General features: G+C 57.7%; 23 protein-coding genes and 1 pseudogene. 14 read left to right on the top strand and 10 right to left on the bottom strand.

The features are described from left to right. Positions 1-241: 241 nt before the first annotated feature. The 6 genes and pseudogenes from GOX45_RS15720 to GOX45_RS15695 form a co-directional block, all read right to left on the bottom strand. The gene (locus tag GOX45_RS15720; RefSeq protein WP_171102093.1) at positions 242-913 is read right to left on the bottom strand and encodes an RraA family protein; all 672 of its coding nucleotides are present in this window, start codon (positions 911-913) and stop codon (positions 242-244) included. Between the two features lie 10 nt (positions 914-923). Then, on the bottom strand, positions 924-1,694 hold the full coding sequence (locus GOX45_RS15715) for an SDR family NAD(P)-dependent oxidoreductase (RefSeq protein ID WP_171102092.1): 771 nt from the start codon (positions 1,692-1,694) through the stop codon (positions 924-926). Then, positions 1,691-2,722 (bottom strand): zinc-binding alcohol dehydrogenase family protein, encoded by a 1,032-nt coding sequence (locus GOX45_RS15710; RefSeq protein WP_254446040.1) that lies wholly within the window; start codon positions 2,720-2,722, stop codon positions 1,691-1,693. The genes GOX45_RS15715 and GOX45_RS15710 overlap by 4 nt, the downstream gene beginning before the upstream one ends. Then, positions 2,719-3,715, bottom strand: a pseudogene (locus GOX45_RS15705) (ABC transporter permease). Before GOX45_RS15705 ends, GOX45_RS15710 begins: the two are co-directional and overlap by 4 nt. Positions 3,716-3,729: 14 nt before the next feature. Next, on the bottom strand, positions 3,730-5,289 hold the full coding sequence (locus tag GOX45_RS15700; RefSeq protein WP_217350488.1) for a sugar ABC transporter ATP-binding protein: 1,560 nt from the start codon (positions 5,287-5,289) through the stop codon (positions 3,730-3,732). 20 nt (positions 5,290-5,309) lie between these two features. Beyond that, positions 5,310-6,314, bottom strand: a complete 1,005-nt coding sequence (locus tag GOX45_RS15695) for a sugar ABC transporter substrate-binding protein (protein WP_217350486.1) — start codon at positions 6,312-6,314, stop codon at positions 5,310-5,312. Positions 6,315-6,497: 183 nt separating this feature from the next. On the opposite strand from GOX45_RS15695, the gene GOX45_RS15690 reads away from it, so the two are divergent. The 9 genes from GOX45_RS15690 (at position 6,498) to GOX45_RS15650 (ending at position 15,266) form a co-directional block, all read left to right on the top strand. Then, entirely contained in the window at positions 6,498-7,205 is a 708-nt protein-coding gene (locus GOX45_RS15690) for a FadR/GntR family transcriptional regulator (protein WP_171102090.1), read from the top strand. Next, positions 7,202-7,492: a UxaA family hydrolase gene (locus GOX45_RS15685; protein ID WP_171102089.1), complete on the top strand. Its 291-nt coding sequence runs from the start codon at positions 7,202-7,204 to the stop codon at positions 7,490-7,492. The genes GOX45_RS15690 and GOX45_RS15685 overlap by 4 nt, the downstream gene beginning before the upstream one ends. A gap of 3 nt (positions 7,493-7,495) precedes the next feature. Further along, a complete protein-coding gene (locus GOX45_RS15680; RefSeq protein WP_217350483.1) occupies positions 7,496-8,695 on the top strand; it encodes a UxaA family hydrolase in 1,200 nt (399 codons plus the stop codon). Positions 8,696-8,702: 7 nt separating this feature from the next. Next, positions 8,703-9,662 carry an aldo/keto reductase gene (locus GOX45_RS15675; RefSeq protein WP_171102088.1) on the top strand — a complete coding sequence of 320 codons (960 nt, stop codon included), beginning with the start codon at positions 8,703-8,705 and terminating at the stop codon, positions 9,660-9,662. Between the two features lie 7 nt (positions 9,663-9,669). Beyond that, positions 9,670-10,503, top strand: a complete 834-nt coding sequence (locus tag GOX45_RS15670; RefSeq protein ID WP_171102087.1) for an amidohydrolase — start codon at positions 9,670-9,672, stop codon at positions 10,501-10,503. A 265-nt stretch (positions 10,504-10,768) separates the two neighbouring features. After that, positions 10,769-11,722: a sugar ABC transporter substrate-binding protein gene (locus GOX45_RS15665; protein WP_171102086.1), complete on the top strand. Its 954-nt coding sequence runs from the start codon at positions 10,769-10,771 to the stop codon at positions 11,720-11,722. 78 nt (positions 11,723-11,800) lie between these two features. Beyond that, complete coding sequence (locus tag GOX45_RS15660; protein WP_171102085.1) at positions 11,801-12,730, top strand: ABC transporter permease; 930 nt, start codon at positions 11,801-11,803, stop codon at positions 12,728-12,730. Next, positions 12,730-14,235: a sugar ABC transporter ATP-binding protein gene (locus GOX45_RS15655; protein ID WP_171102084.1), complete on the top strand. Its 1,506-nt coding sequence runs from the start codon at positions 12,730-12,732 to the stop codon at positions 14,233-14,235. The genes GOX45_RS15660 and GOX45_RS15655 overlap by 1 nt, the downstream gene beginning before the upstream one ends. Then, positions 14,232-15,266, top strand: a complete 1,035-nt coding sequence (locus GOX45_RS15650) for an ABC transporter permease (protein WP_171102083.1) — start codon at positions 14,232-14,234, stop codon at positions 15,264-15,266. Before GOX45_RS15655 ends, GOX45_RS15650 begins: the two co-directional genes overlap by 4 nt. A gap of 2 nt (positions 15,267-15,268) precedes the next feature. Here the strand turns inward: GOX45_RS15650 and GOX45_RS15645 are convergent, their stop codons facing one another. Genes GOX45_RS15645 through GOX45_RS15630 form a run of 4 tightly spaced genes read right to left on the bottom strand, consistent with a single transcriptional unit; the run spans position 15,269 to position 19,170 of the window. Next, positions 15,269-16,414, bottom strand: a complete 1,146-nt coding sequence (locus GOX45_RS15645; RefSeq protein WP_171102082.1) for a CaiB/BaiF CoA-transferase family protein — start codon at positions 16,412-16,414, stop codon at positions 15,269-15,271. A 3-nt stretch (positions 16,415-16,417) separates the two neighbouring features. After that, on the bottom strand, positions 16,418-17,584 hold the full coding sequence (locus GOX45_RS15640; RefSeq protein ID WP_217350482.1) for a CaiB/BaiF CoA-transferase family protein: 1,167 nt from the start codon (positions 17,582-17,584) through the stop codon (positions 16,418-16,420). Between the two features lie 15 nt (positions 17,585-17,599). Continuing rightward, entirely contained in the window at positions 17,600-18,409 is an 810-nt protein-coding gene (locus GOX45_RS15635) for an IclR family transcriptional regulator (RefSeq protein WP_171102081.1), read from the bottom strand. Further along, on the bottom strand, positions 18,406-19,170 hold the full coding sequence (locus GOX45_RS15630; protein WP_171102080.1) for an enoyl-CoA hydratase/isomerase family protein: 765 nt from the start codon (positions 19,168-19,170) through the stop codon (positions 18,406-18,408). Before GOX45_RS15630 ends, GOX45_RS15635 begins: the two co-directional genes overlap by 4 nt. A gap of 132 nt (positions 19,171-19,302) precedes the next feature. On the opposite strand from GOX45_RS15630, the gene GOX45_RS15625 reads away from it, so the two are divergent. The 5 genes from GOX45_RS15625 (at position 19,303) to GOX45_RS15605 (ending at position 25,179) form a co-directional block, all read left to right on the top strand. After that, on the top strand, positions 19,303-20,415 hold the full coding sequence (locus GOX45_RS15625; protein ID WP_171102079.1) for an extracellular solute-binding protein: 1,113 nt from the start codon (positions 19,303-19,305) through the stop codon (positions 20,413-20,415). Positions 20,416-20,418: 3 nt separating this feature from the next. Further along, the gene (locus tag GOX45_RS15620; RefSeq protein ID WP_171102078.1) at positions 20,419-21,135 is read left to right on the top strand and encodes an SDR family NAD(P)-dependent oxidoreductase; all 717 of its coding nucleotides are present in this window, start codon (positions 20,419-20,421) and stop codon (positions 21,133-21,135) included. A gap of 9 nt (positions 21,136-21,144) precedes the next feature. Next, positions 21,145-22,212, top strand: a complete 1,068-nt coding sequence (locus GOX45_RS15615; protein ID WP_171102077.1) for a zinc-binding dehydrogenase — start codon at positions 21,145-21,147, stop codon at positions 22,210-22,212. Positions 22,213-22,460: 248 nt separating this feature from the next. After that, positions 22,461-24,077 (top strand): GMC family oxidoreductase, encoded by a 1,617-nt coding sequence (locus GOX45_RS15610; protein ID WP_171102076.1) that lies wholly within the window; start codon positions 22,461-22,463, stop codon positions 24,075-24,077. A gap of 145 nt (positions 24,078-24,222) precedes the next feature. Further along, entirely contained in the window at positions 24,223-25,179 is a 957-nt protein-coding gene (locus GOX45_RS15605) for an ABC transporter permease (protein WP_171102075.1), read from the top strand. Positions 25,180-25,183 lie beyond the last annotated feature (4 nt).

The following is a 25,183-nucleotide window of genomic DNA, read 5'->3' as shown; positions in this document are numbered from 1 at the left end:
AAAAACCCGTCGCCGTCGCAGGCATCAGCAAAGACGACATGCGCACACAGGTCGGAGCCTGATCCTCCTCCCCGGCCGGGGTTTTCCCCGGCCTCGGGCGTGCCCCCTTTGTAACTTCCTTCGCAAAGGGGGCACGTTCTTCGGCAACGCTGCTTGTCATCAGATTCTGCGGACAAACGGTTTCGGTCGGTAGGGTCAGAGATTTGGTCTCGGCGGTGTACCACCGCTTTGGGCGCGTGAGTTACATCACGCCGAATTTCTCAAAGGCTTCAACAGTGCTCATGCCCTCTTTGATGGCAATGGCCACCTTGTTTTCGGTCGCCACCTTGTCCAGCGCCTTTTCGACCGCTTCCTGTTCCACTTCGGCAGGAATGACCAGAACGCCTTCGTCATCTGCAAAGATCAAATCGCCAGGGGCCACCACGGTTGCACCGATCTGCATCTTGACGCGATAGTCCAGAACCTTGCCGCGTACGCCCTGGTCCTGGGCAAAGCTGCCCCTCGAAAACACCGGAAACCCGAGGCGGCGAATTTCATCAGTGTCACGCACAAAGCCGTCCAGAATGGCGCCTGCAGCCTTGAGATGCTGCGCCCGCGTGGACATCAGCCCGCCCCAAAGCGCGTAGTCAAAAGAGGACCCGCTGGCCAGATAGATTTCGTTTTCCCGCAGACTGTCCAGTGCTTCGAACATGATGCCAAAGGGTTTGTCGGCCATCGGTCCATGGCCCGCCCCATCGGGATAATCGGCCTCGAGCACCGGCATGGCGCGTCCCACAAGTTTGGTCCCAGGGACAAGCGGTTTGATCGACTGCGGCAGGAACTGATTGCTATGGCCCACGACGTCGAGAACGTCGCCAACCACAGCGGTAAAAAGCTGCTCTTTGATCTGGGTGAACATCTGGGTGTCGGTCATGGTTGATCTCTCAAAATCCTGTAGCGGCACCGCCATCCACAAGGACGACCTGGCCGGTGATGTATTTGGCGGCGGGCGAGGCGAGAAACGCGCAGGTCCAACCGATATCTTCAGGGGCGCCGAGCCGTTCCATGGGGATGCGCGACAGGATCTTTTGCTGTCGCGGTAGGTCCCCGGCGGTGGCTTTGCGGTACAGATCGGTATCGATCCAGCCCGGAGCGACTGCATTCACGCGAACCCCCTGGCTAGAAAGCTCGGCCGACAGGCCACGCACCACTCCGGTCAGGGCGGTTTTGGCTGTAGTATAGCCCAGAACGCTGGGCTGGCCGATGAAGGCAGTCATTGATGAGGTGAACAATACGGCACCCGCACCCGCCTCGATCTGATCTGGAACAAGCGCACGCGTCAGTTCCAGTGCACCGCGTACATGCACGTCGAACACGCTGTCAAATTCGGCGATGCCGCTGTCGAGGAATGGTTTTTTCACCGTATTGCCAGCGTTATTGACCAATATGTCGATCGGGCCGTGGGTGTCTCGGATGGCTTGTGCTTGCGCAGCGACGCTGTCGACATCCGACAGATCCAACTGATGCCAAGCCGTATTGCCCCCGATATCATCGCACGCCTTGCGCAGGACATCGGTGCGCCGCCCCGCGATGATCACCCGTGCACCCGCGCGGGACAGACATTGCGCAATGGCCAGTCCCAATCCGCTGCCCCCGCCGGTGACCAGCGCCTGTTTTCCGCTCAGCCCGTAAATCTTGTTCAGATCAGTTGTCATAGTGCCACTACCAGTTTCAAAACCTCTTGTGGGTGCTGATCCCAATAGGGCAGGGCACCGCTTGCATCGGCCAGCGCAATCTCGCGCGTGATCAGCAGATCGGCGTCTGATCCAAGCTCTTCGAGCGCGGCCACCACATCATCGAAATCCGCGCGACTGGCATTGCGCGAGCCGAAGATGTCGAGTTCTTTCAGGTTGAACTGTTTGGTTTCGTAGGTGACAGGCGCCTTGGAATACCCGACATACACCACCCGACCGCAATAGGCGGCCAGATCTACGGCAGCGACAAAGGTCTCGGGGATGCCGACTGCCTCGATGGCCAGATCGACACCGGCACCTTGGGTCAGCCGCTCGATCTCTTGCGCCAGTTCCGGGCCGGTCAAGGTCAGAAACTGCGCGGCGCCACTTGCGCGCGCCACCTGTTCTTTGGCGGCTATCGGGTCAACCGCGATGACCTTCGCGCCAGCGCGCGCTGCAGCCATGATCGCTCCGATTCCGATCATGCCGCAGCCAAGGACCAGAACCGTGTCTCCCGCGCCTGCCGACCCGCGTCTGGCTGCATGAAAGCCGACCGAAAGCGGCTCGACCAGCGCGAGTCGGCGCGGCGGGAGTGAGGTGTTCGGGATCACTGAAACGGCAGGAACAACGATCTCTTCGCGTAACGCGCCGTCGCGTTGCACACCCATGGTCTGGTTGAAACGGCAGGCATAGCTGCGACCCGCCTTACAGGAGGTGCACTCACCGCAGGCCGAATAGGGCCAGAGGATCACGGATTGTCCCAATTCTAGGTTTTCGGGCGCGCCTGCTCCGATCTCGACAATCGTGCCGGCCACCTCGTGCCCGGGGACCCGGGGGAAAGCAACCAGCGGGTTTTTGCCGCGAAACGTATTCAAATCACTGCCGCACAGCCCGACATAGTGCACTTTCACGCGCACTTCGCCCGGTCCGGGGGTTTGTGCGGGGATATCACACAAGACGGATTTCCCCACGGCTTCTATGCGCAGTGCCTTCATCAAACGGTCCGTCATTGCGAGTTCGGGTTGGTAATGCGGGCGATCATCAAAGACCCAAGAATAATCAGACCATAGATGGCCTGGATCCAAAATGACGGTACCTGCGCCAGCGTCAGAATGTTCTGCACGATGCCCAGCAGAAGAACACCGGTCAGAGCGCCAATCATAGACCCTTTACCACCGTCCAGAGAGATGCCCCCGATGACCGCAGCGGCAAAGACGGTAAAGATCATACCTTGGCCCTGGCTTGCGCTGATCGCGCCGACATAGCCGGTAAGGATGATGCCCGCCACTGCTGCCAGTATCCCGGCGAAGATGAACACGCCCATTGTGATCCGTTCGACGCGGATGCCCGCCGCGCGCTGCTTCGGCGTTGCCGCCGATTGCGTAGATGGCCCGACCTGTCCGGTGATAGCGCATGAACACGCCGGCGCAGATAAAGACAATCAAAGCCAGCCAGACAGATATGGGCATCCATAGAAAGGTCTTTGTGGCCAACCAGAAAAAGCTGCTGGGCATATCCCACAGGGTCTGGCCTTCGGTGACGCCCACATGTAGCCCCCGCAGGACAATCAGCATCGCCAGAGTGACGTTAAAAGCGTTCAGTTTGAGTTTGACGATCATGAACCCGTTCAGGATCCCGATGATGGCCCCGGCCAACAAGGTGCAGCTAAGCGCCAACGCCACGGGCCCTTCGGTGCCAAACCCGGCCGAAGCCGCAGGGATCACCAGCATCGCACCAAGCGCAGGGGTAATGCCCACATTGCTTTCGAGTGTCAGGTCGAATTTGCCGGTTATGATGATCAGGCTTTCACCCAGAACCAACAAGGACAACGCCGCGGATGCGCCCAGGATCGTTGCAAGGTTGGCAAGCGTAAGGAAGTTTCCGTCAACATAAGCGCCTATCACGATCAGCGCGATGATCGGGGGCACCAAAGCAAGTTCGCGTAGCAGGCCCAGGATCGCGTTGCCTCCGCGGTGTTTGTCGGCAGCGGGTGGCTGCTGCATCTCGGTTATGTCCGTCATTGGTTAAGACCTTCAATATTTGCGACCATCTCGGCTTCGCTCCAGCCGGCCTCGAATGTCGCTACAATTTTCCCGTGGTACAGAACGTGGACACGGTCACAGATCCGCAGATCCTCAAGCTCTGAGCTGGACAGCAGAATGCCTTTGCCGCGCTGGCGCAATTCCTCGGCCTTGTCCAACAGCGCTGTTTTCGATTTCACGTCGACGCCCGCAGTTGGATCAATCAGAACCAGCAGGTTCGGATCGTTCGACAACGCCCGCCCAAACACGACTTTTTGCTGGTTTCCACCGGACAGTTCGCCCACGATATGCTGTGGCCCCTTGGCATGAATATCCAGATCCTGGATCGCGTCTTTGGCCTTTTGGGACTTGCGCGACGGGTTGATGAAACCAAGTTTGCCCAGTTCGTTGAAGATGGGCATCGACACGTTTTCCTCGATGGTTTGACCCAGCACCAATCCCTCTTTGTGGCGGCTTTTGGGGACACACCCTACTTGCAACGCAAGCCCGCGCGGGACATCGCCGGACGTCATCGGCTTGCCACCAACTTCAAGTGTTCCCTTGGAAAACGGCGCCAGGCCAACGACTGCCTCGGCCAGTTCAGTGCGACCCGAGCTTGAGATGCCGGTCGGTCCGACAATCTCATAGGCGCGGACGTCAAAGCTGATGTCGTGGAATGTGTCCGACCCCAGATTGTTGTACCGCGCCACAACAGCTCCGTCGTCGCGCCGCTGACGCGATGCGGCATCGGTCAGCGCATGGCCGCTGGATGAGCCGGTCATCGCCTCGATCAGCGCGTCTTTGGGCAGGTCCGCAACATCTGATGTGACAATATGGGTGGCATCGCGAAAGACGGTCACGTCTTCGCAGATCTCATAGACCTCCTGCAAATGGTGCGAGATGAACAGGAAGGTAATGCCCTTTTGTTTCAGCTCTTCAATGCGCTTGAACAGCCGGGTGATTTCCTTGCCATTCAGCTGCGCTGTCGGCTCATCGAGAATGACAAAACGGGCCCCGCGCGACAGGGAAGGCGCGATTTCCACAAGCTGCCGCTCTTCGACACCCAAATCACCGGCTCTTGTGTCAACACCGACATCCACGCCCCAACGATCCAGCAAAGCACGTGCTTCGCGGCGCATCATGCACCAGTCGATCAAGCCAAACCGACGCATCTGCCTGTTGATGAACAGGTTCTCGGTGACTGACAGGTCTGGGATGATGGTCGAGTGTTGATAGACGCAAGCGACGTGTTTTTGCCACTCCTTCGGGTTGCCGGGGGGCGGCGCGTCTTGGCCGTTGAATTTGACCCAACCGGTATCGGGTTCCCGCAAGCCGGTCAGAATGGAAACCAAAGTGCTTTTGCCAGCCCCGTTTCGTCCAACAAGCGCGTGAGTTCGGCCGGGGTGGATGCAGATTTTGGCATCCCGCAAGGCAACAGTGGATCCAAAGCGTTTACTGATATCGCTGGCTTCGACAACCGGGGTGACAGCGCCCGGCGTCATGCCGGGCGTTGCCTTGGTTGCTGCGTCGAAACCAACCTCTGAGATCTGGGACATCTCGAAATCCTTGATAAGATTTACTTGATCGCATTGCCCCAGAGTTCAGGATCATCGACATTTTCGATGGTCACAAGCGGTGCAGGCAACTGATCTTCCAGAACGCCGGGGGCCACTTCGACAATCGTGCTGCCGTGATCTGTCGGGCCTGCCTCGAATACATGCCCATCAAGCGCCATTTTTGCGTAGAGCAGGCCGTAATAGGCGTAAAGGTCGGCTGGCTGTGACACGGTTGCGTCGATCTTGCCTTCGCGGATCGCTTCATATTCCTGCGGAATACCATCATTTGACACGATCACGATATGGCCTTCTTCACCGCGCGGCACCAGCAGGCCCTTGCGCTCGAGCGTTTGCAGAGTAGCGGTCAGGAACGCTCCACCTGCGTGCATGTAGATACCCGAGATGTCGGGGTTCGACACCAGAAGGGCATCCAGGCTGGATGCAGCGATATCAGCCATCCATTCTGCGGGGATCTCGAGCACTTCGATATCAGGATAGTTCTCGTTCATGCATTCGCGGAACGCTTCGGCGCGGTCACGGCCATTGACCGAGGCCAGCGCGCCCATGATCTGAACAACTGGTCCGGCGTCGACATTGGCACCGATATATTCGCAGGCCTTGGTGCCATAAGCGCGGTTGTCAGCGCGAACGACGATGGCGATTGGGCCAGCTTGCGGAGCGACATCGACACCGATCACGGGAACATTGGCTTGCGCTGCGCGCTGCAATGCCGGGCGAACCGCACCACTTTCAATCGGCGTTGTCACGATCGCTTTCGCTCCAAGTGTCAGCAGGTTGGCCATATCGGTCATCTGCTTAGCGCTGTCGTAATCCGAGTTCACCGGTTCGAGCATGTTCAGCCCCAGCTCTTCGGCATATTGCGGCAGATACGCTTGATAGGCCTGCCAGAAAGGCGAGGTCAAAAGCGGGATGTTGACACCAATTGGTGCGCCGTCATCGGCCATTGCCGCACCGGCGAGGCCGGTCGCAAGTACGGCGCTGCTGAGTAGATTTTTAAGTTTCAAGGTTAATCCTCCCATGTGTGTGGTGTGCCAATACGAAAAATGCCTGGCATTTTTGGAAAATCGGCAAGCTCCCCCCTGATGTGATGCATAGACATGGGATGTTTGCCAAGTTTGCGCTTGAAGATTCTTGAAATTGGACTTAGACCTGTCGAAAGATGGGATGTTTCGAACAGAGAGGCGCGGGTGAGCAGTCCTAAGGTTGATCAGGCGATAAATCTGGTAAAAGAGCTTATCCAGACCGGGGCGGTTCGGCCCGGAGACAAGCTGCCGAATGAGGCCGAATTGGCGACCCAGCTAGGGGTCTCGCGCAACTCGCTGCGTGAAGCGGTGCGTGCGATGCAGACCATGCGCATTCTTGAGGCGCGCCAGGGCGACGGCACCTATGTATCGGATCTCGACCCGGCTATGATGATGGACGTGCTGCGGTTCGCAATTGATGTCTCGGACGCGCAATCCGTTGTCTGGTTTCTGGAATTGCGCCGCACGTTAGAGATGGCGACCACTCAAGAGGCTGCCGTCCGCCGAACACCTGCGCAACTGGATGAGCTTAAGGCGCTGCACGACAAGGTTCTGACCGAAAATGACCCGTCGACGTTGATGGCGCTGGATGGGGCCTTTCACGACAAGATCGCCGAGATCGGTGGCAACCCGGTTCAGGCTGCGCTGTTGCGGGTTGTGTCTGCGCCAACGGTTCGGGCGCGGATCTGGCGTCAGCGGCTGGCGGATCACGATTTTGGCGGCATACGCGGGGAACATCAGCTGGTGCTGGACGCGATAGAACATCGCGATGTTGAAGAAGCGCGGCACGCGATGTGGGGGCATCTGAGTCATGTGATCACCTGGGTACGCAACAACACCGAAGCGCTGGCAAACCCGATGGACAAGCAATGACCCAGACGGACCCAAGGCTTTTGCACCTTTCACCCGACGACAATATCGCCGTTCTGACCGCGCCAGTGCGCAAGGGCGAGGTGATCAGCATCAATGGTGGACAGTTCACGATTCCGGTTGATCTGGACTTGGGGCACAAGCTGGCCATTCGGGCCATCATGCGCGACGAGGACATTCTGAAATACGGGCTGCCGATTGGCTATGCCCAAGGTGATATCGCTGCGGGTGAACATGTTCATGTTCACAACCTGGTCAGCCGATACACCGCAGTCGAAATTATGGAGTAACCGATGACGGACATGACAGGCTGGTTGCGCAGCGATGGCCGCAAAGGGATACGCAATACGATACCGGTCGCATACACCGTCGAATGTGCGCATCACGTATGCACTCGGATCGTGCAAGGTTGCGCCGATCAAGACGCTCAGGTCATCGGGTTTTCAGGGTGTTTCCCCAGCGGTTATGGCGAAGACATGATGACCGCGCTGTGTACCCATCCCAATGTCGGTGCGGTTCTGCTTGTGTCGCTGGGCTGCGAGAATTTCCGCAAGACCGAGTTGATGAACCGGATCGCAGCATCGGGCCGGCCCGTTGAATTGATGACAATCCAGGAGGTTGGTGGCACCCGCGCCACGATCGAAGCCGGTGCCCAATGGGTGCGGGCGCAGCGTGCAGCGCTCGATACGCTTCCAAAGGTGCCGATGTCCGCTTCGGAGCTCGTGATTGGCACGATCTGCGGCGGTTCGGATGCGACATCTGGTTTGACGGGAAACCCCGCTGCCGGGCGCGCCTTTGATCGGCTGGTGGCCGAGGGCGGGACTTGCATTTTCGAGGAAACAGGCGAATTGATCGGGTGTGAGCATGTGATGGCCGCCCGCGCCGCGACACCGGAACTGGAAACCGAGTTGGTGGCCACCGTGGAAAAGGCTGCGCGCTATTATTCCGCCATGGGCTATGGGTCATTCTCGCAGGGCAATGCCACAGGTGGGCTGTCGACGATCGAGGAAAAATCGCTTGGGGCCTATGCCAAATCGGGCAGCAGCCGGATCAGCGGAATCATACGCCCGGCGCAACAACCCGGATCGGGTGGGCTGTTCCTTCTGGATGTGGTGCCCGACGGGCCACCTAAATTCGGGTTCCCTAATATCAATGACACAGCCGAGATCGTCGAGCTGATTTCATGCGGCGCACATGCGGTGATTTTCGTCACCGGGCGCGGCTCGGTGGTTGGCTCGGCGATATCTCCGGTGCTCAAGGTCTGTGCCAATCCACAAACCTATGACCGGATGTCCGATGATATGGATGTGAATGCCGGTCGCATATTGTCGGGTGAGGCCACGCTGGACGAGGTCGGTGATGAGATCTATCGCAAGCTGCTGTCCCTGGCGGCAGGTGGAACCACCGCATCCGAAGATTTGGGACACCGCGAATTTGTGCTGACCTACAAAGAGCAATCGCGGCCGGAACCCGGCTGCCACGTCGCTGCCTGAGGCCGAGATGACTTTACCCCCTGATCAACAACTTTCTTTTGGCACCGCCAGTCTTGGTGGGCTTTATCGCGCGGTGTCGTATGACGATGCACAGGCCGTGCTTCAAACCGCATGGGACGCGGGGATACGGTATTTCGACACCGCGCCACATTATGGGAATGGCGCGTCCGAGCATCGATTGGGCGACTTTCTGCGCGACAAATCAGGTTGGATCCTGTCGACCAAAGTGGGCCGGATCCTGACGCCGGACACAAATCCGCCCGCAGTGACCAACGGTTTTCATAGCGCTTTGCCGTTCAAACAGCATTTTGATTTCACTTATGACGGTATCATGCGATCAGTTGAGGACAGCTTTCAACGGCTGGGTCTGAACCGGATCGATATCCTCTATGTTCACGATATCGGCGATCCGGGCGCGGGTACCGACACCGATTTCCACCGCGCGCAATTGCTGGACAGTGGCGAAAAGGCGCTGCGCAGTTTGAAAGAGCAGGGTGTGGTTTCAGCGGTGGGCCTTGGTGTGAACACGGTCGAAATCTGCGAAGAGCTCCTGGGGCGCATCCCGATTGATCTTATCCTGCTGGCCGGTCGCTATACTTTGCTGGAGCAGACTGCAAAAGACAGGCTTTTCCCTTTGCTGGAACAGCATGGGGCAAAGCTGGTGATCGGAGGGGTGTTCAATTCGGGGATCCTGGCCACCGGACCGGTTGCAAGCGCGCAGTACAACTATGTCCCAGCCCCCGATCATATAAAGACGCGCACGGCACAGATCCAAGAGATCTGTGCGCGCCATGATGTGCCTTTGGCGTCGGCAGCGATCCAGTATCCGGCGCAAAGCGAATATGTGGTCTCGACGCTGATCGGGACCGCCAAAACCAGTTCGTTGCAGCGCAATATCGACCAATTCGAAGCCCAGCTTCCGACAGCGCTTTGGGATGAATTGCGCGGGTCCGGGTTCATTGCATGAGGCGGCGATGATCATCGACTCGCATCAGCACTTCTGGACGCTGGCCCGCGGGGATTACCCCTGGCCCAATGACAGCGTCGCCCCCATTTTCCGAGATTTCACTCCGGATGACCTGCGCCCGTTGCTGACCCGGTCGGGGGTCGATCAGACAGTGCTGGTACAGGCCACCGACACGGTCGCCGAGACCGAATTTCTGCTGGATATTGCGAGACAGACCGGTTTTGTTGCAGGCGTTGTCGGGTGGGTCGATCTGACCGCATCCGATGCTATCGCAACGATCGACCGTTTGCGCCAGGATCCTGCGTTGAAAGGGCTGCGGCCAATGCTGCAGGGGATCGCGCAGACCGATTGGATTTTGCAAGATGACGCACAACCAGCGCTTGCGCATATGGCGTCGACCGGACTGTGTTTCGACGCATTGATCCAGCCGCGCCATTTGCCCGTGATTGCCAGGCTTGCGCAGCAGCATCCGAATTTACCGATTGTGATTGATCATATCGCAAAGCCGCAGATGGGAGCAGCACGCTTGCCGGACGCAGCCTTTATTGACGGGATGCATCAGCTTGCTGCATGCGGGTCAGTTCGGTGCAAGCTGTCGGGCATGGTGACAGAGGTGGGGCCAGGGTGGCGGACGGAAGATCTGATGCCCTTTCTTGAGGTGGTTCTGGATCTTTTCGGACCGGACCGCGTGATGTTTGGCAGCGATTGGCCTGTGCTTAATCTCGCAAGCGATTATGCCGCTTGGATGGCTTTTGTGCACAAAGCCATTGAACCGTATCCGGATGCTGAAAAAGACATGATCCTTGGCGGGGCCGCGCAGCAATTCTATGGGCTCGCCTGACAGCACCGGTGTTTTTCAACGCTCCGTTCTAATCGGTTTCCAAACCCGTCAACCTTGTTGATTGCCAAGAGAAAACCTTCGCGAACCACGCAGAAACGATTTTGCATTCGGCGCTGAGCCAAACTTGAAAAGTAGCTTGCCGACTCACTTGCAAATATCAAAGTAACTTGCTTAAATGAAAATACGCATGCCCGGTTAGGAGGCTGGGCTGCAGCCGGACGCTCATTTCAACCGTTCGGTCATGAACTGCTTGGAGGAGTGAAACATGAAGAAATTATTTGCAGCGGCGTTCTCGGGCGCCCTGTTGGCGGCAAATGCTTTGTTTGCGGCCGATATCACGATTGGCCTGTCTGTGGATCAGCTGTTTGAAAGCCGTGTCGCGGTGAATGACGGTATCAAGGCAGAGGCTGCTGATCGTGGCTATGAGATTGTCGAGGTTGTCGCGGATGGTGACGCACAACAGCAAAATGCACAGATTCAATCGCTTATCGCACAAGGTGTTGATGCAATTCTCGTTTGCGCCGTGGATCAGAACACGATCGAGCGCGCTTTGCTGGCCGCGAAGAAGGCCAATATCCCGGTGGTTGCCTATGACCGCGATTTGCCCGACAGCCGCGTTGTTCAATCCTTTGTTGGTCCGGACTCGCTGATCGATGGCGGTCTGGCCGGTGAATACACCGCCAAGGCACTGGCCGGTGCCGATGGTGAAATCACGATTGTCGAGCTGATTGGTGCGCTCAATGACCAGAACGGGATTGACCGTTCCAAAGGGTTCCGCGAAGGAATTGCGAGCCTAGAGAACGTCAATCTGATCGAAGTTCCCACCGATTGGGACTCGGCGCGGGCGCTGTCGGGGACGCAAAACGCGTTTCAGGCAAATCCGAACGTCGCGGCTGTTTTCGCGGCCACCGATACTCATATCCCCGCCGTTGAAACCGTGCTCGCCGACTTGGGCAAGCTGGTGCCCAAAGGTGAAGATGGGCATGTGGTCATCACTGGCGTGAACGGATCGAATGACGGCTATCAGGCGGTATTGTCGGGCACAGCCGACGCGTTTGTTGTGATGGGAACCGAGGCCACTGGCCGCAAGGCGGTGGATCTGGTGTCTAAGATTTTGGCCGGGGAAGAGGTTGACCGGCTCAACTATGTTGGTGGAAATCTTTACACCGCCGATGACGCCGAGGCCAATAAGGCCAAGATTTGGGGTGCACCCAAGTAATAGCAAATCTGGTGCGGTGCGTCTGTTCAGGGGCGCACCGCAATCCTGTCATCAGGTATCAAGCGCGTGCAACCCGTAGTGAAGTTTCTCAAATCTTACCCGGCCATTCAGATCATCGCGGTATTGCTGGTCGGGTTTTCGCTTCTCTCCCCTTATTTCCTGACCTCCGGCAATATCGAAGCGATGCTGGGCGCCAATGCTGTTGTGCTGATTGCAGCGATCGGAATGACGGTTGTGTTCTTGGCAGGTGGTATTGACCTGTCTATTGCCACCGTGATCAGCGCCAGCGCGGTGATTGCCGGTTTGGTCATGGCGCAGACCGACAGTGTTTTGGCCGGTGCGGTGACGGCGTTGATCGTCGGCTTGGCCTTTGGGGCGCTAAACGGGGTCCTGATCGGGTATTTCCGCCTGACACCTTTCATCACAACCATGGCGACACAGCTCATCGCGCGCGGTATCGCCTTTGTTCTCAGCCAGGGAATCGCGGTCAAAGGGACGCCATTCTGGATGCTTGATTTCGGGTTTATGGCCTGGTTTGGCATCCCGGCGGTCACTTGGGTTGCATTGGTGCTGGTGGTCGGCTCAGCCCTTGCCATGTCGCAGACGGTCTGGGGACGGCAGGTGATGCTGGTCGGTTCAAACGAAGAGGCCGCGCGCCACACCGGCATCAACACGCGGTTTGTCGAATTCAGCGTCTATCTGTTTGCAGGTGCAATGGCTGGCGCGGCGGGCTTTATCTCGATTGCCAACCTGGGGAATGCCATACCGGGTGTGGGCGATACGTTGCTGCTGATAATCATCGGCGCGGTGGTTCTGGGGGGCACCGGAATGAACGGCGGCGAAGGCTCGGTCGAGCGGACGCTGCTTGGGGTCGCCATCCTTGCCATTCTGACCAATGGTCTGAACCTGATGGGGATCCCCTTCTATGACCAATTGATCATCCAGGGCGTCCTGATCTTCTTGGGGACTTTCCTGGCCATGCGTCTTGGCGCGCGGGGGGAAACCTGATGGAGGCTTTCACACGTGATCCTGTGATTTCGGTCCGAGGACTGAAAAAGTCTTTCTCAGGCAAGACCGTTGTCGATGGTGTCACCTTTGACCTTATGCCAGGTGAGGCCCTGGCGCTGGTGGGTGAAAACGGCGCAGGCAAGTCGACCACCAAAAACATGTTGTGTGGGTTGCTGCGGCCAAGCGATGGGCAGATCCGCGTCGACAAACAGTCGGTGGACCGGATCAACCCGGTCGATCACGGTATCTCGGCGGTGCATCAGGAACTGTCCCTGTTCGGTTCGCTGAGCGTTGCGGAAAACATCTGCGTGTCCGATCTGCCTGGATCTCCCATCGCAGTCGATTGGAAAAGCGCGCAAAACATCGCGCGGGCGCAGCTGGACTTTCTGGGGATCGAGATTGACCCCCGCGCTCTGATCGAAACCTTGGGCGCGGGCAAGCAGCAGGTTGTCGAAATTGCCAAGGCTTTGCTCCATGCTGATAAGGTACTGATCCTGGATGAGCCGACGACCTCGTTGACAGCGGTGGAACGCGAAAAGCTGTTTACCATCATCGTCAAATTGAAAGAACGCGGATTGGGGATCATCTTCATTTCGCATTTCATGGAAGAGATCTATCGGGTCTGTGACAGCTTTCTGGTGCTGCGCGATGGTCAGCAGGTCGGGCAGGGCAAATTGGCCGACGTCTCGCAGCGCAAACTGGAAGAGATGATGGTGGGGCGCACCCTGAAGGATGCGCAGGTCGATCTGGCTGAGCCCACACAGCAGCCGATGCTTGAAGTGCGCGATCTGACTTCGTCGGATTTTGCCGATGTCAGCTTTTCGGTCAATCGCGGAGAAATTCTGGGAATTTCGGGCCTGATGGGGGCCGGGCGGACCGAGGTGGCCGAAGCGATTTTTGGGCTGCGCCCATCAATGGGGTCGGTCCTGATCGACGGTGCGCGGGTTGATCAATCCAGCACGGCCGAGATGAAAGCGAAGGGTGTTTGCTATATCACCGAAGATCGACGCCAAAAGGGGTTGTTTCTGAACCGTCCGGTGCGCGAGAACCTGTCGGCTGCGTCTCTGGGGTCATTCGTGCGGCGCAAGCTGAAGGGTTTTGGGTTTTCGGGCGAAACCGCCAAGGCTGTGGCGCTTGCGGATGACATGAATGTCTCGGCCCCGCATATTGACGGCGCGGTTGGTGATCTTTCGGGGGGGAACCAGCAGAAGGTGTTGCTGGGCCGGTGGCTTGCGACCTCTCCCGAAATTCTGATTTTTGACGAACCGACCAAAGGTGTCGATATCGGTGCCAAATTCGACATTCACGCCCGGATTGCCGAGCTTGCGCGCGCGGGCAAAACGGTGGTTGTCGTGTCCTCTGACCTGCCCGAGCTGTTGCATATCACGCACCGCATGCTGGTGATGCGGCGCGGGCGTATCGTTGGCGCGTTTGACCGTTCTGACTATGACGCGGTGAAAATAATCTCATTGGCGGCCAGCACATCTTACGAGACAAGAACATGACCGGGCAGATCAAACAGCTGATTTCGCATCAGAAATGGGTGGCCGTGGCGCTTGCCACCATCGCATTGGCAGGGGTTCTGTCAGTGGTTTCGCCCGTCTTTCTGACGGTTTCGAATTTTCAGGCCATTCTCGTTCAATCCAGTGTCACCGCAATCATGGCCATCGGCATGACATTTATCATCCTGACCGCTGGAATTGATATCTCGGTCGGCGCGATCCTGTTCTTCACCTCGGCGCTGTTTGCGCAATTGTTCCTGACCACCGAAAGCTATTTGCTGTCTTTTGTCGCCGCGATTGCCTGTGCGATTGGGCTGGGGACGTTCAATGGCTGGCTGGTCGTGAAGTTTCGCGTCTCGCCTTTGATTACCACGCTTGCCACCTATTCGATCTATCGCGGTGCGGCGATCCATCTGACCGGCGCGCAGAACATCCCCGTCCCGCGTGAGATGGGTTTTCTGGGGAATGGCCGGATCCTGGGCCTGCCGGTGCCGATCATCATCCTGTTCATCGTGGCGGTGATCGGGATCTATGCGCTGAACCGCACGCGGTTGGGTGTTTATGCCCGTGCGCTTGGAAACTCGGATCGCTCGGCGCGCGAAACCAATTTGCCCGTCAGCCGCACCCTGCTTGCAGTTTATGGGTTCAGCGGACTTGTCACCGGAATTGCGGCGCTGATCCTTCTGGCGCGGGTCGGTGGGCTGCAATCGGGTATCGGCATCGGCATCGAGTTCACGGTGATCGCCGCCGTCATCCTGGGCGGTACCAAGTTGAGTGGGGGGTCGGGCACCGTGGTCGGCTCGGTCATCGGAGCCATCTTTCTGGTGCTGATCGACAACGGCCTGAACCTGATGAACGCATCGCCTTATATCTACGATATCGTACGGGGATCGGTACTGTTGGCGGCGGTGGCCATTGATCGGTATTCGGCGATGCGACAGAAATCCGCGCTCGAATCTCAGCGTGCGGCCCGGCTTGGGATAGACAGTCCGCTCGTGTCCCCACCCGAACCGCTGCGTGGCCAAAACGGCTGATCTCAGCCGAGCCCTATCTCTTTCAGCAGGGCGGCCCCATGTTCGTTGAGCAGGGGTGCCGCTTGCAAATCCGCCACCCGCGTTCCGCCAAACCGAACGGGCGATTGCATCATGCGCAGGTCCGTGCCGGACGACGTTTCAACCTGCTGGATCATGTCGGTGAAACCGTCCGACTCCAGCGTTTCGGGCCAGTCCAGAACCCGCGCGCACCAGACGCCCTGCGAACCAAGATCCTGTTCCCATGCTTTTGCGCTGCGGGTGCGAAAAGCGCGTTGCAAGCCTGTGAAAATCTCTTCTTTCCTTCGGAACAGATGGCTCGGATCGTCCTGATCCCCGCACAGATCGGGCAGATCCATCAGCTTTGCCAAGATTTCAATCGGTGTCATCGCCAGCGCCAGATGCCCTTCTGCGGTTTCATAGACACCGTAGGGCGCAGCCAGATAGCCATGGGCAGAGCCTTGCTGTAACCGTTGCGGCGGCCGTTCACCGTTGTTCAGATAGGTGGTGAGAAACTCAAATTGCAGGTCGAGCAGGGAGTCGAGAAGGCTGGTTTCAACCAATACGCCTTCACCGGTACGCGACCTATGAAACAAGGCCCCCAGCAGGCCTTGCGCCAGATTGGCTCCGGCGCTGATATCTGCAATGGGCAGGCCAACGGGAACAGGCCCTTGTTCGGCATTCCCGTTGAGCCACATGATCCCCGACCGGGCCTGCGCCAGCAGATCCTGACCCGGTAGATCGGCCCACTCCCCGCTGGGGCCATAGCCTGACACCGAGCCATAGATGATATCGGGCTTGATCTGTTGGACATCGCAATAACCAAGTCCCAACCGCTCCATGACACCGGGGCGGAAATTCTGAATAACGATGTCAGCGCGCCCGATCAGTCGCCGGGCCGCCTCAAGCCCTTGGGGCGATTTCAGGTCCAGCGCGATGCTTTCTTTCCCACGGTTGATGGAATGAAACAGGGTCGAGTCGTCTTCGATCCGGGTATCCGACAAGTAGATCTGTCGGCACAGATCGCCCTTGTCGGGGTTTTCAACCTTGATGACTCGCGCACCCATGTCGAGCAGTTTCAGCGAGGCATAGGGCCCGGCGAGAAACTGGCTGAAGTCGACAACCGTTATCCCTTTGAGCGGCGCAATCATGGATCAGCTTGTTTCAAATTCCAGCGCACCCAGCACGTCCTGTGTATCTGCCCCCAATTCGGGCGCACCTGCGGGGTTTTTCAGGGCCTTGCCATCAATCCTGATCGGACAGCGCGTTGTCTGTGCCTCTTGCCCCGACGCGGTGCGAATGGTCTGCACCGGATCAAGGGCCTTGAACCCGTCACTGGCGACAAAGCCGGGCCAGTCCAGAACCTCGGCGCACCAGATGCCAGCGGGTTCCAACAGGCCGACCCAATGCTGGGCGGGCTTTTGTTCGATGATCCCTGCAATCACCGCCTTGATCTCATTCAAACGCGAAAAGGCCTGATCCTGGCCGAACTCTGACAACTCGGGCGCGTCAAGCAGATCAGCCACCTTCGCCAAAGGCGCCATCGCCAACGCCATATAGCCGTCTGACGTGCGATAAATACCGTAAGGAGCAGGCTGATAGGGGTTGGCGTTGCCGAATGCGTGGCGTTGCGGCTGGCGTTGGTCGTCGTTGAGGAAGCAGGTGAATTGTTCAAAGGTCATGTCGATGGCCGCCGACAACAAGTCCACCTCCACAAGCCCGCCTTTGCCGGTCGCGCCTCGGCGCACCAGACAAGCCAGAATACCCTGAACCAGATTGCCAGCGGTTGCCACATCCAGCATGGCAAAGCCGGTCGGAACGGGACCATCCTGGGCATTGCCGTTCAGCCAGGCGATGCCCGACAGCGATTGCACCAGAAGGTCTTGTCCGGGCTTGGCCACCCAGGGGCCGTCGGTCCCGTAGCCGGACACAGCCCCATAGACCATGCGCGGGTTAAGTGCCTTGACGGTGTCATAGCCCAGACCGATACGTTCCATCACGCCTGGGCGGAAATTGTGGATCATCACATCGCATTCAGTAATCAGCGCGCGGATCTTTTCCAGATCCGTGGACTGTTTCAGATCAGCGGTTACGCTTTTCTTGCCGCGATTGAAGGTATGAAACACAAGACTGTCATTGCCGACCTTCTGATCGTTCACCACCATTGACCGGCACAGATCACCGCCTTGAGGTCTTTCGATCTTGATGACCTCGGCCCCCAGATCGGCCAAGCGCAACGCGGCGACGGGACCTGCCAGAAACTGCGCAAAATCAAGCACGCGGAGCCCGTCCAGGGGGCGCATCTGCGGCGCTTCGGTCATGGGTATTCCTTTCAATTAAACAGTCAAAGCCGCCTCGAAGGGGCTGGAGCTTATCTGAAAGCCTAAGGACTTTGACAGCTCGGCCGCTGTAACACGGATTGTGGAAAGCGTCTCTGCTGCGGACGCGGTTTCCTTGGTCTGGGCAATGAAACCCGAAGTGATTGCAGCGGTGACACCCCGGCTGTCGAATACCGGCACACAGAGGTTACGAACGCCGCTGACCATCTTGCTTGGTGTATCCTCGAACCCGTCCATGCGAATACGCGCCAAGCGCTCTTTCGTCTTCTTCTGCGCTTTGGTGGGCAAACGGGCGATATAGCGCTTTTGAACATCATCTGCCGAAAAGGCCAGGATCACATGGCCTGAACTGGTCTGTTCGACCGGAAACAAGGCGCCGGTTCTGACAGCATAGCCTGCAGGCAGCGGACTTTGGACCGAAGCCAGAACAAGAATGTTCTCGCGGTTCAGCACACCCAAATGGCACGATTGCATGCTGCGCGCGGAAATACGTTCCAGCATTGGCAGTGCGGCCTGGATCAGGCGTTCCGTTGGATCGTGGCGGTGGGACAACTCAAACAGTTGGAGCGTCAGCGCATAACGGTTGGTTTCCTCGTCTTGCCGTAGATATCCACGATCAGCGAGATAGACCACGACACGGTAGATTTCGCCCATCGTACGTCCAAGCGCATCCACGATCTCATTCATCGTCAGCCCTGAAGGGGAGTCGGCCAGAAGCTCCAGCACATCCAGTGCCTTTTCGACGGCCGGAACCATCGATTTTTCTTTCTTTGATGCAGTGGTTGCGATGTTGCCCGATTTTGTCATCCGCTTTCCCCTTTGGCTGAGGCGAGGAGTCTAGCCTGCTCGGCCTTTGCGAAACAGAGGGACATCAATTCATTTTCGTTGCGCAAGCCTTGTTCCGTGGTCAAATCCATTGCTCCGCGCACGGCGGCTTTAACAGCCTGAGTTGCAACGGTTGAGTGGGCGGCAATGTCCTGCGCAAGCGCGCGTGCCTGGGTCAGTTCTTCTCCGGGCTCCACCAGATACTCGACCATGCCGATCCTGTTGGCCTCTTCCGCCGAGAACCTTTGACCTGTCAGCAGGATCTTCATTGCCTGGCCATAACCACACATTCGGGTCAGATGTTGGGCTGCGCCGCCTGCTCCGTTCCAGCCCAGTTGTACTTCGGGGGCCGAAAACTGCGCTGAACGCGCAACCACGCGCAGATCACAGGCCAGAGCGATTTCAAGCCCGCCGCCCAAGGCCCAACCCTTGACTGCGGCAATGGCAGGTTTGCGCAGAGCAAGGATGGGCGGGATATAGTCGAACCGGTTACGCCAGGCCCAGAAATCCTCGTACCCTTCCAAAGCCTTGATATCCGAACCGGCGCAAAACGCCTTTTCACCAGCGCCGCGGAAAACCACCACATGCACCTCTTTGGCCTCGTTAGCCTTGGTGCAGCAATCGGCCAATTGCCGGTACATTTCGGGGGTCAGCGCGTTGTGTTTCTCAGGGCGGTCCAGGACGATTTCGGCAGTGTTTTCTCGAAATTCGATTCGAACGCATCCGTTTTCGGTCTCGCTCATGGAGTCTCACTCAATTCTCTAACTCTTGGGCAAGAGCCTAGCACAACCTATTTCAAATACAAAAGTAATTTTTATACTTGCAATAACCTGTCGACTTGCGCCATGCTGTTTGCGTCAAAAGGGGCGTGGTGGATGAAGTTGAAGGGAATGACCTGGGATCACCCAAGAGGGTTCGAGCCGGTTGTGGCGGCCTCAAAGGCTTATGCCGCGCAGCGGGGTATCGAGCTGTCTTGGGACAAGCGTTCGCTTCAGGCATTTGCGGATGCACCGATCGCGGGTCTGGCTGAAACCCATGATTTCATCGTGCTTGACCACCCTCATGTTGGTCAGATTGCCGAAACCGGGGCTTTGCTGCCGTTGCCGGAACCCGAAGATGCAGATGCGTCTCTGGGGGGATCTGCGGAAAGCTATTTGTGGAATGGGCAATGCTGGGCTTATGCAATCGACGCGGCATGTCAGATGGCCGCGTGCCGATCGGATCTGGATGCGCCCCAGCCCGTCTATTGGGAAGACTTTCTCAGGTCTGAAGCGTCGCAGTACCGCGCGATCACACCGCTTTTGCCTGTCGATGCGTTTGACATGTTCATGACCCTGGTCGCCGGGCGCGGGGGCGAGGTCATGCCGATCAACCCTGATGAATTTGTTTCAGAAACCAATGGCCTCTATGCGCTTGGGATCCTGCGCGCGCTTTACAAACTGGGCCCGTCCGCGCAGACCGAAATGAACCCGATCAAGGTGCTTGAGACCCTCAGCACAACCGATGAATTCGCCTGTTCGCCCTGCCTGTTTGGTTATGTGAACTATGCGCGGCCGGGCTTCAGAGACCATAAGATTTCATATTTTGATCTACCGCTGTGCGAGGGTTACTCCCTGCCTCGCGCAATCCTTGGGGGTGCTGGTATTGGAGTGTCCGCCAAGACCCAGCACCCCAACGAGGCGATTGCATTCGCGCAATGGATTACATCCAGCGCGGTGCAATCGGGTGTCTATCTTGACAACAACGGCCAGCCCGCGAACCGCCATACATGGCTGGCACAGGCTGAAAACCCCTATCTTGCAGGGTTCTTCAAGGGCGCATTTCACACCATCGACAACGCCTGGACACGCCCGCGCGATATCTGGTTCCTGGGTTTCGTCGATGACGTCTGCGAGATCATGTCCGACTTTTTCCGCAAGGATATCCCGGCTGAGGATTTCCTGACGCAGATCAACTCTCTTTACCGTCACAATCTTCAGAAGGCCTGAATAATGTCTGTTGCTGTCATCACCGGAGGGAACAAGGGCCTGGGCCTGAGCCAATCGCGCCGTTTCCTGGAGGCGGGATATCAAGTCTATGTCGTCGCCCGCAGCCGGGCCGAGTTTGATTCTCTGGGTGACGTGGCGCATTTCATTCAATGTGACATCGCCAGCGACCGGTCGGCGGATTGGCTGACCACACTGCATTCCGAGGTCGGGCCCATTGCGGCGCTGGTCAACAACGCAGGGGTGCATCTGAAAAAGCCGATCTGGGATGTTGCGCCGGATGAACTGGACACGGTGCTGGATATCAACGTGCGGGCGATGTTTGCGATCTGCGGGCGCTATGTCGCGCTGCATCGCGAGGTTGGCGGCGCGATTGTCAACGTGGCGTCGATGGGTGGCATCATGGCTTTACCTTCGGCTGCAGCCTATGTGACCGCAAAGACCGCGGTGGTTGGATTGACGCGCTCGGTTGCGGTGGATGCAGCACCTTACGGCATTCGCTGCAATGCGGTCAGCCCTGGCTTTATCGACACCGACATGACCCGCGCGGTTCTGGCTCGTGATCCCGCGCGGCGCGACAAGATCGAAGGGCGCATTCCGACACATCGGTTTGGTCTGCCCGAGGATGTTGCGAACTCCATCTTCTACCTGGCGTCTGACCAGGCCGCTTATGTGAACGGCGTCAACCTGCCGGTCGACGGCGGATATGCAATCGGATTCTGAGAAAAGACCATGACCCTAATTGAAACGAAACTGACTGCCGCACGAGCCATCTCTTCTCAGGATCAGACGGTGGCATCCGAGATTCCCGATGGCCACGCGCGGTTACGCCTTGCTGTGGGAAGCCTGTGCGGAACCGACATGCACTACTTCGCCGATTTCGCCAATGCCGGGTTCCAGCTGCGCAACCCAGTGACTTTGGGTCACGAGGCCTGCGCCTGGGTGACCGACCCCAATGGCTCGGACCTGAAGGCTGGTCAGTTGGTCGCACTGAACCCGATCATGAATTGCGGGGTTTGTGAGGCCTGCAAGCGCGGTGAGGTCAACCTATGTACAGCCAAGAAGTTCCCAGGTTCTGCCACCACGGTCCCGCATCTTGACGGGTTTTTCCGAGAGGTGATTGATCATCCGGTGAGCTGCTGTCGTCCGGTTGCCGATCACGTCGACCCGCGCCATCTGACGTTTGCCGAACCTCTGGCCTGCGCGTTGCATTCGCTGAACAAAGGCGGGGTTTCCGCTGGTCAAAAAGTACTTGTGACGGGGTGCGGCCCAATGGGCCTTTTGGCGATTGCCGGTGCTGCGGCGTGCGGCGCCGAGGTGACGGCGCTGGATCTTCGACCCAAGGCGGTTGATGTGGCGCTGCGCGCGGGGGCTAAGACAGGTTTGGTTGTGGGCGAGTTCGATCCCGCGGACCTGACCAAGCAGTTCGACGTAGTGATTGAGGCCAGCGGCGCGCTGCCCGCTTTCAACACCGCGCTGGATGCGGCCCGGCAGAAGGGGCGGGTCTCGATCCTAAGCAATGTCCAGTTGCGCGCGGCCGAAGTGACGTTGAACCTGATCATGTTGAAAGAGCTCGAAGTGGTTGGCTCGTTTCAGTTCAACTCGGAATTTGAGCAAGCAGTGCAGTTGATCGAAGCCGGGTCGATTGATTTCGACGTGCTGACGGCGGGTTCTTTTCCGTTGGAAGAGACGGCTAAGGCTTTGGAGCTGATGACCAGCGGTAAGGCCTACGGAAAGATCATCATCCTCGGTCAAGTGAACAAAGATCCCGGCGGGGCGACACAAACGCACCGGCCATGATGCTGGGGTAGCGGTGTGAGGACAAGGTCATAGGAATTTGTGAGGGCGGTTTCAGGAGTTGGTTAAGATTTAGTACGACGATAAAGTGGATCTTGAAAGCTATCTTGACAAAATGGGCAAGTTTCGATCCTCTTTGAATAGTTTGGTCGTACCAAAGATGAGAATGTAGAGTTGAGGGCATCAAGTGCCAGAGCTGAGCGCGCCCGCCCGGAGGAGGTCCGGGAGGAGGCAGCGTAAGGGGGAATAATATGGCAGAAACGTTTGACCATATCGTCGTAGGAGGTGGATCGGCCGGATGTGTAGCCACGTCGCGCCTGGTTGAAAACGGCGCAAAAGTGCTGCTTCTCGAAGGGGGCCACCATCATCGCCACCCTCTGTTGGACATGCCGCCGGGTGTGTTCAAACTGCTGAAAAACGACTCGAAGTTTTTCAAAAACCATATGTCGGTCCCGCAGCCGCATTTGAACGGGCGACAGTCGAAAATTCCGCAGGGCAATGTTTTGGGTGGTGGCTCGACCGTGAATGGTCAGGCCTATGTGCGCGGTCGGCCGAGTGATTACATCGAGTGGAATGAGATACTGCGGGGCAATAACGACGCGGTAAGCTGGGATTGGGAAGACGTCCTGCCGCATTTCAAGCGGCTGGAAGGCAACAAGAAGTTTAACGACGATCTACACGGTTGTGACGGCAAGCTGGTGGTCTCGGACCCGGGCTATATCGACGACATGGCCCGTTGGTTTGTGCAGGCCATTCAGGCACAGGGCGAGCCGTTCAATCCCGATTTCAACGGCAAAACTCAACGTGGGGTTGGGTATTTCCAGTTCACCTATAATCAGGGTCAGCGGATCTCGGCGGCCTATGCCTTTATCGACCCGCTGAAGAACGACCCAAATCTCGACATCCGGTTGGAATCCCAGGTTCAACGTATTCTGATCGAAGGCAAGCGTGCGGTTGGTGTTGTCTACAAAGACAAATCCGGTGTCGAACACGAGGTCAGAACCGATGGCGAGGTGCTGTTGACCGCCGGTGCCCTTGTGACACCGAAGCTGCTGATGCTTTCTGGTCTGGGGCCAGCCGCGCATCTTCAAACCCACGGGATCGCGGTTGAAGAGGATCTGCCCGGTGTGGGCCAGAACCTCAAGGATCACCCGGATGTCTCGGTCGTCGCGCGCGCCAATGGACCTTATGGCTATTGGGGTCAGGATCGTGGTTGGAACATGATCCGCAACGGGCTTGAATTCAAACTGTTCGGGCGCGGCAGGATCACCACAACCGGCTTGGAAGCGGCGTGTTTCCTGAATCCGACCGACCCCGAGGCGCCGCCGACCCATGAAGCCTATTGCATCCCGGTGATGTATCTGAACGACGAGCAGTTGAAAGACATCAAAGAGGACCACGGCGTTTCCATTCAGATGGTTCTGCTCAAGCCGCATTCGACCGGGGATGTTCAACTGGCCTCGGCTAATCCGGCGGATATGCCGCTGGTCAATCCGAACTTCCTGCAGGATCAGCGGGATATGGACGAAATGATCAAGGGGTTGCGGTATTTCCGGCAGACGATGGAGACCGAGCCCTTGGCCAGCAAGATCGACAAGGTTGTTGCGCCTTTGGATATGTCCGACAGCGGTCTGGTCGAGCATTGCAGGAAGGTCGTCAAAACCAACTTCCACCCGGCAGGCACAGCAAAGATGGGCGCCGATGGCGACAAGATGGCTGTACTTGATGCGCGGATGCGGGTTCGGGGCATTCAGGGTCTGCGGGTCTGTGACATGTCAGCTGTGCCCGAGATCCCTGCAGGCAACACAAACGCGCCGGCCATGATGCTGGGCGACCGGTGTGCAGACATGGTTCTGGGGGTTTTGTGATGACGGTTTTGGGAGTCAACCAAAATTTTTTGTACGACAATAAGGTAAGCCTAGAAAGTCTTCTTGACAATACAAGTAAGATTGGGTCCTCTCGGAATAAGTTTGGTCGTACCAAAAAGTGCGAATGGAGGATTGGGGGGATCAAATGCCTGACCTAGGACGGCTTCTGCGAGAAAAGAACATCATCTTTGTGACTCTGGCTTTGTGCCTGTTGTTCTTTCTGATCAGCCCGCGCTTTATGAGCGTAGAAAACATGTCGGCGATCTCGCGCCAGATTGTCCCCATCGGCCTGATCGCTTTGGGTCAGTTCTTTGTCGTTGTTTCAGGCAATATTGATCTTTCGATGGGCATGGGCTCGGTCCTTTTTGCGATTCTTTTGGGCGTTTGTTTTGGCCTGACGGGTGGTGTCGCCGTCGGCATCGTGGCCGTTATCGTGGCGTCGTTGGCGCTTGGCTTTTTGAATGGCGTCTTTGTGGCAAAGCTCAAACTTCCGGCTTTTATCGTCACGCTCTCAATGCTGTTCATGGCACAGGGGCTTTCGGGTCTGATCATCCCTCGCGGGCAGCAGATCTTTTTGATGGGTGGGTTCTTTCGCTTTGTCGGATCCGAGAAATTCATGGGCTTTTACTGGTCCTTCCTGTTTCTCGTCGTGCTCTTTGTGCTGGCCTACATCGTCTATAATCACACGCGTTGGGGGTCCTACGTTGTCGCCATCGGCAACAGCGAAGAGAACGCCAAGCTGGCCGGTATCAATGTCGACCGGGTCAAGATCGGGATCTTCATGTTCTCGGGTCTGTGCAGTGGCTTTGCCGGGATCATGTTGTCGACCCGCATGGGGTTTGTGCAGCCCGGCCTGGACGGAAACGGGCTGCTGCTGGACGGTATCGCGGCCATTATCATCGGTGGAACATTGATCCTGGGCGGGCGCGGCACCATCGGTGGTGCGTTCTGGGGGCTCTTGTTCATCGGTGTCATCAACAACGCATTGAATTTGCTGAATGTCGAAGACGTTTGGCACCAGGTCTTCAAAGGCGCGGTCATTCTGGCAGCGCTGGGTGCGAACTGGGTGCTGTGGCAATCCCGCCAGGCCGAGGCGCACTGAAGAA

The sequence above is a fragment of the Ruegeria sp. HKCCD7255 genome, from assembly GCF_013031565.1.
Taxonomy (GTDB): Bacteria; Pseudomonadota; Alphaproteobacteria; order Rhodobacterales; family Rhodobacteraceae; genus Ruegeria.
This window is presented reverse-complemented; position numbering and strand designations above follow the sequence as displayed.

Coding starts and splice junctions, on each gene's coding strand:
- GOX45_RS15720 (WP_171102093.1), bottom strand. CDS start 913: ATGACCGACACCCAGATGTTCACCCAGATCAAAGAGCAGCTTTTTACC.
- GOX45_RS15715 (WP_171102092.1), bottom strand. CDS start 1,694: ATGACAACTGATCTGAACAAGATTTACGGGCTGAGCGGAAAACAGGCG.
- GOX45_RS15710 (WP_254446040.1), bottom strand. CDS start 2,722: ATGACGGACCGTTTGATGAAGGCACTGCGCATAGAAGCCGTGGGGAAA.
- GOX45_RS15700 (WP_217350488.1), bottom strand. CDS start 5,289: ATGTCCCAGATCTCAGAGGTTGGTTTCGACGCAGCAACCAAGGCAACG.
- GOX45_RS15685 (WP_171102089.1), top strand. CDS start 7,202: ATGACCCAGACGGACCCAAGGCTTTTGCACCTTTCACCCGACGACAAT.
- GOX45_RS15680 (WP_217350483.1), top strand. CDS start 7,496: ATGACGGACATGACAGGCTGGTTGCGCAGCGATGGCCGCAAAGGGATA.
- GOX45_RS15675 (WP_171102088.1), top strand. CDS start 8,703: ATGACTTTACCCCCTGATCAACAACTTTCTTTTGGCACCGCCAGTCTT.
- GOX45_RS15670 (WP_171102087.1), top strand. CDS start 9,670: ATGATCATCGACTCGCATCAGCACTTCTGGACGCTGGCCCGCGGGGAT.
- GOX45_RS15665 (WP_171102086.1), top strand. CDS start 10,769: ATGAAGAAATTATTTGCAGCGGCGTTCTCGGGCGCCCTGTTGGCGGCA.
- GOX45_RS15655 (WP_171102084.1), top strand. CDS start 12,730: ATGGAGGCTTTCACACGTGATCCTGTGATTTCGGTCCGAGGACTGAAA.
- GOX45_RS15650 (WP_171102083.1), top strand. CDS start 14,232: ATGACCGGGCAGATCAAACAGCTGATTTCGCATCAGAAATGGGTGGCC.
- GOX45_RS15645 (WP_171102082.1), bottom strand. CDS start 16,414: ATGATTGCGCCGCTCAAAGGGATAACGGTTGTCGACTTCAGCCAGTTT.
- GOX45_RS15640 (WP_217350482.1), bottom strand. CDS start 17,584: ATGACCGAAGCGCCGCAGATGCGCCCCCTGGACGGGCTCCGCGTGCTT.
- GOX45_RS15635 (WP_171102081.1), bottom strand. CDS start 18,409: ATGACAAAATCGGGCAACATCGCAACCACTGCATCAAAGAAAGAAAAA.
- GOX45_RS15630 (WP_171102080.1), bottom strand. CDS start 19,170: ATGAGCGAGACCGAAAACGGATGCGTTCGAATCGAATTTCGAGAAAAC.
- GOX45_RS15625 (WP_171102079.1), top strand. CDS start 19,303: ATGAAGTTGAAGGGAATGACCTGGGATCACCCAAGAGGGTTCGAGCCG.
- GOX45_RS15620 (WP_171102078.1), top strand. CDS start 20,419: ATGTCTGTTGCTGTCATCACCGGAGGGAACAAGGGCCTGGGCCTGAGC.
- GOX45_RS15615 (WP_171102077.1), top strand. CDS start 21,145: ATGACCCTAATTGAAACGAAACTGACTGCCGCACGAGCCATCTCTTCT.
- GOX45_RS15610 (WP_171102076.1), top strand. CDS start 22,461: ATGGCAGAAACGTTTGACCATATCGTCGTAGGAGGTGGATCGGCCGGA.
- GOX45_RS15605 (WP_171102075.1), top strand. CDS start 24,223: ATGCCTGACCTAGGACGGCTTCTGCGAGAAAAGAACATCATCTTTGTG.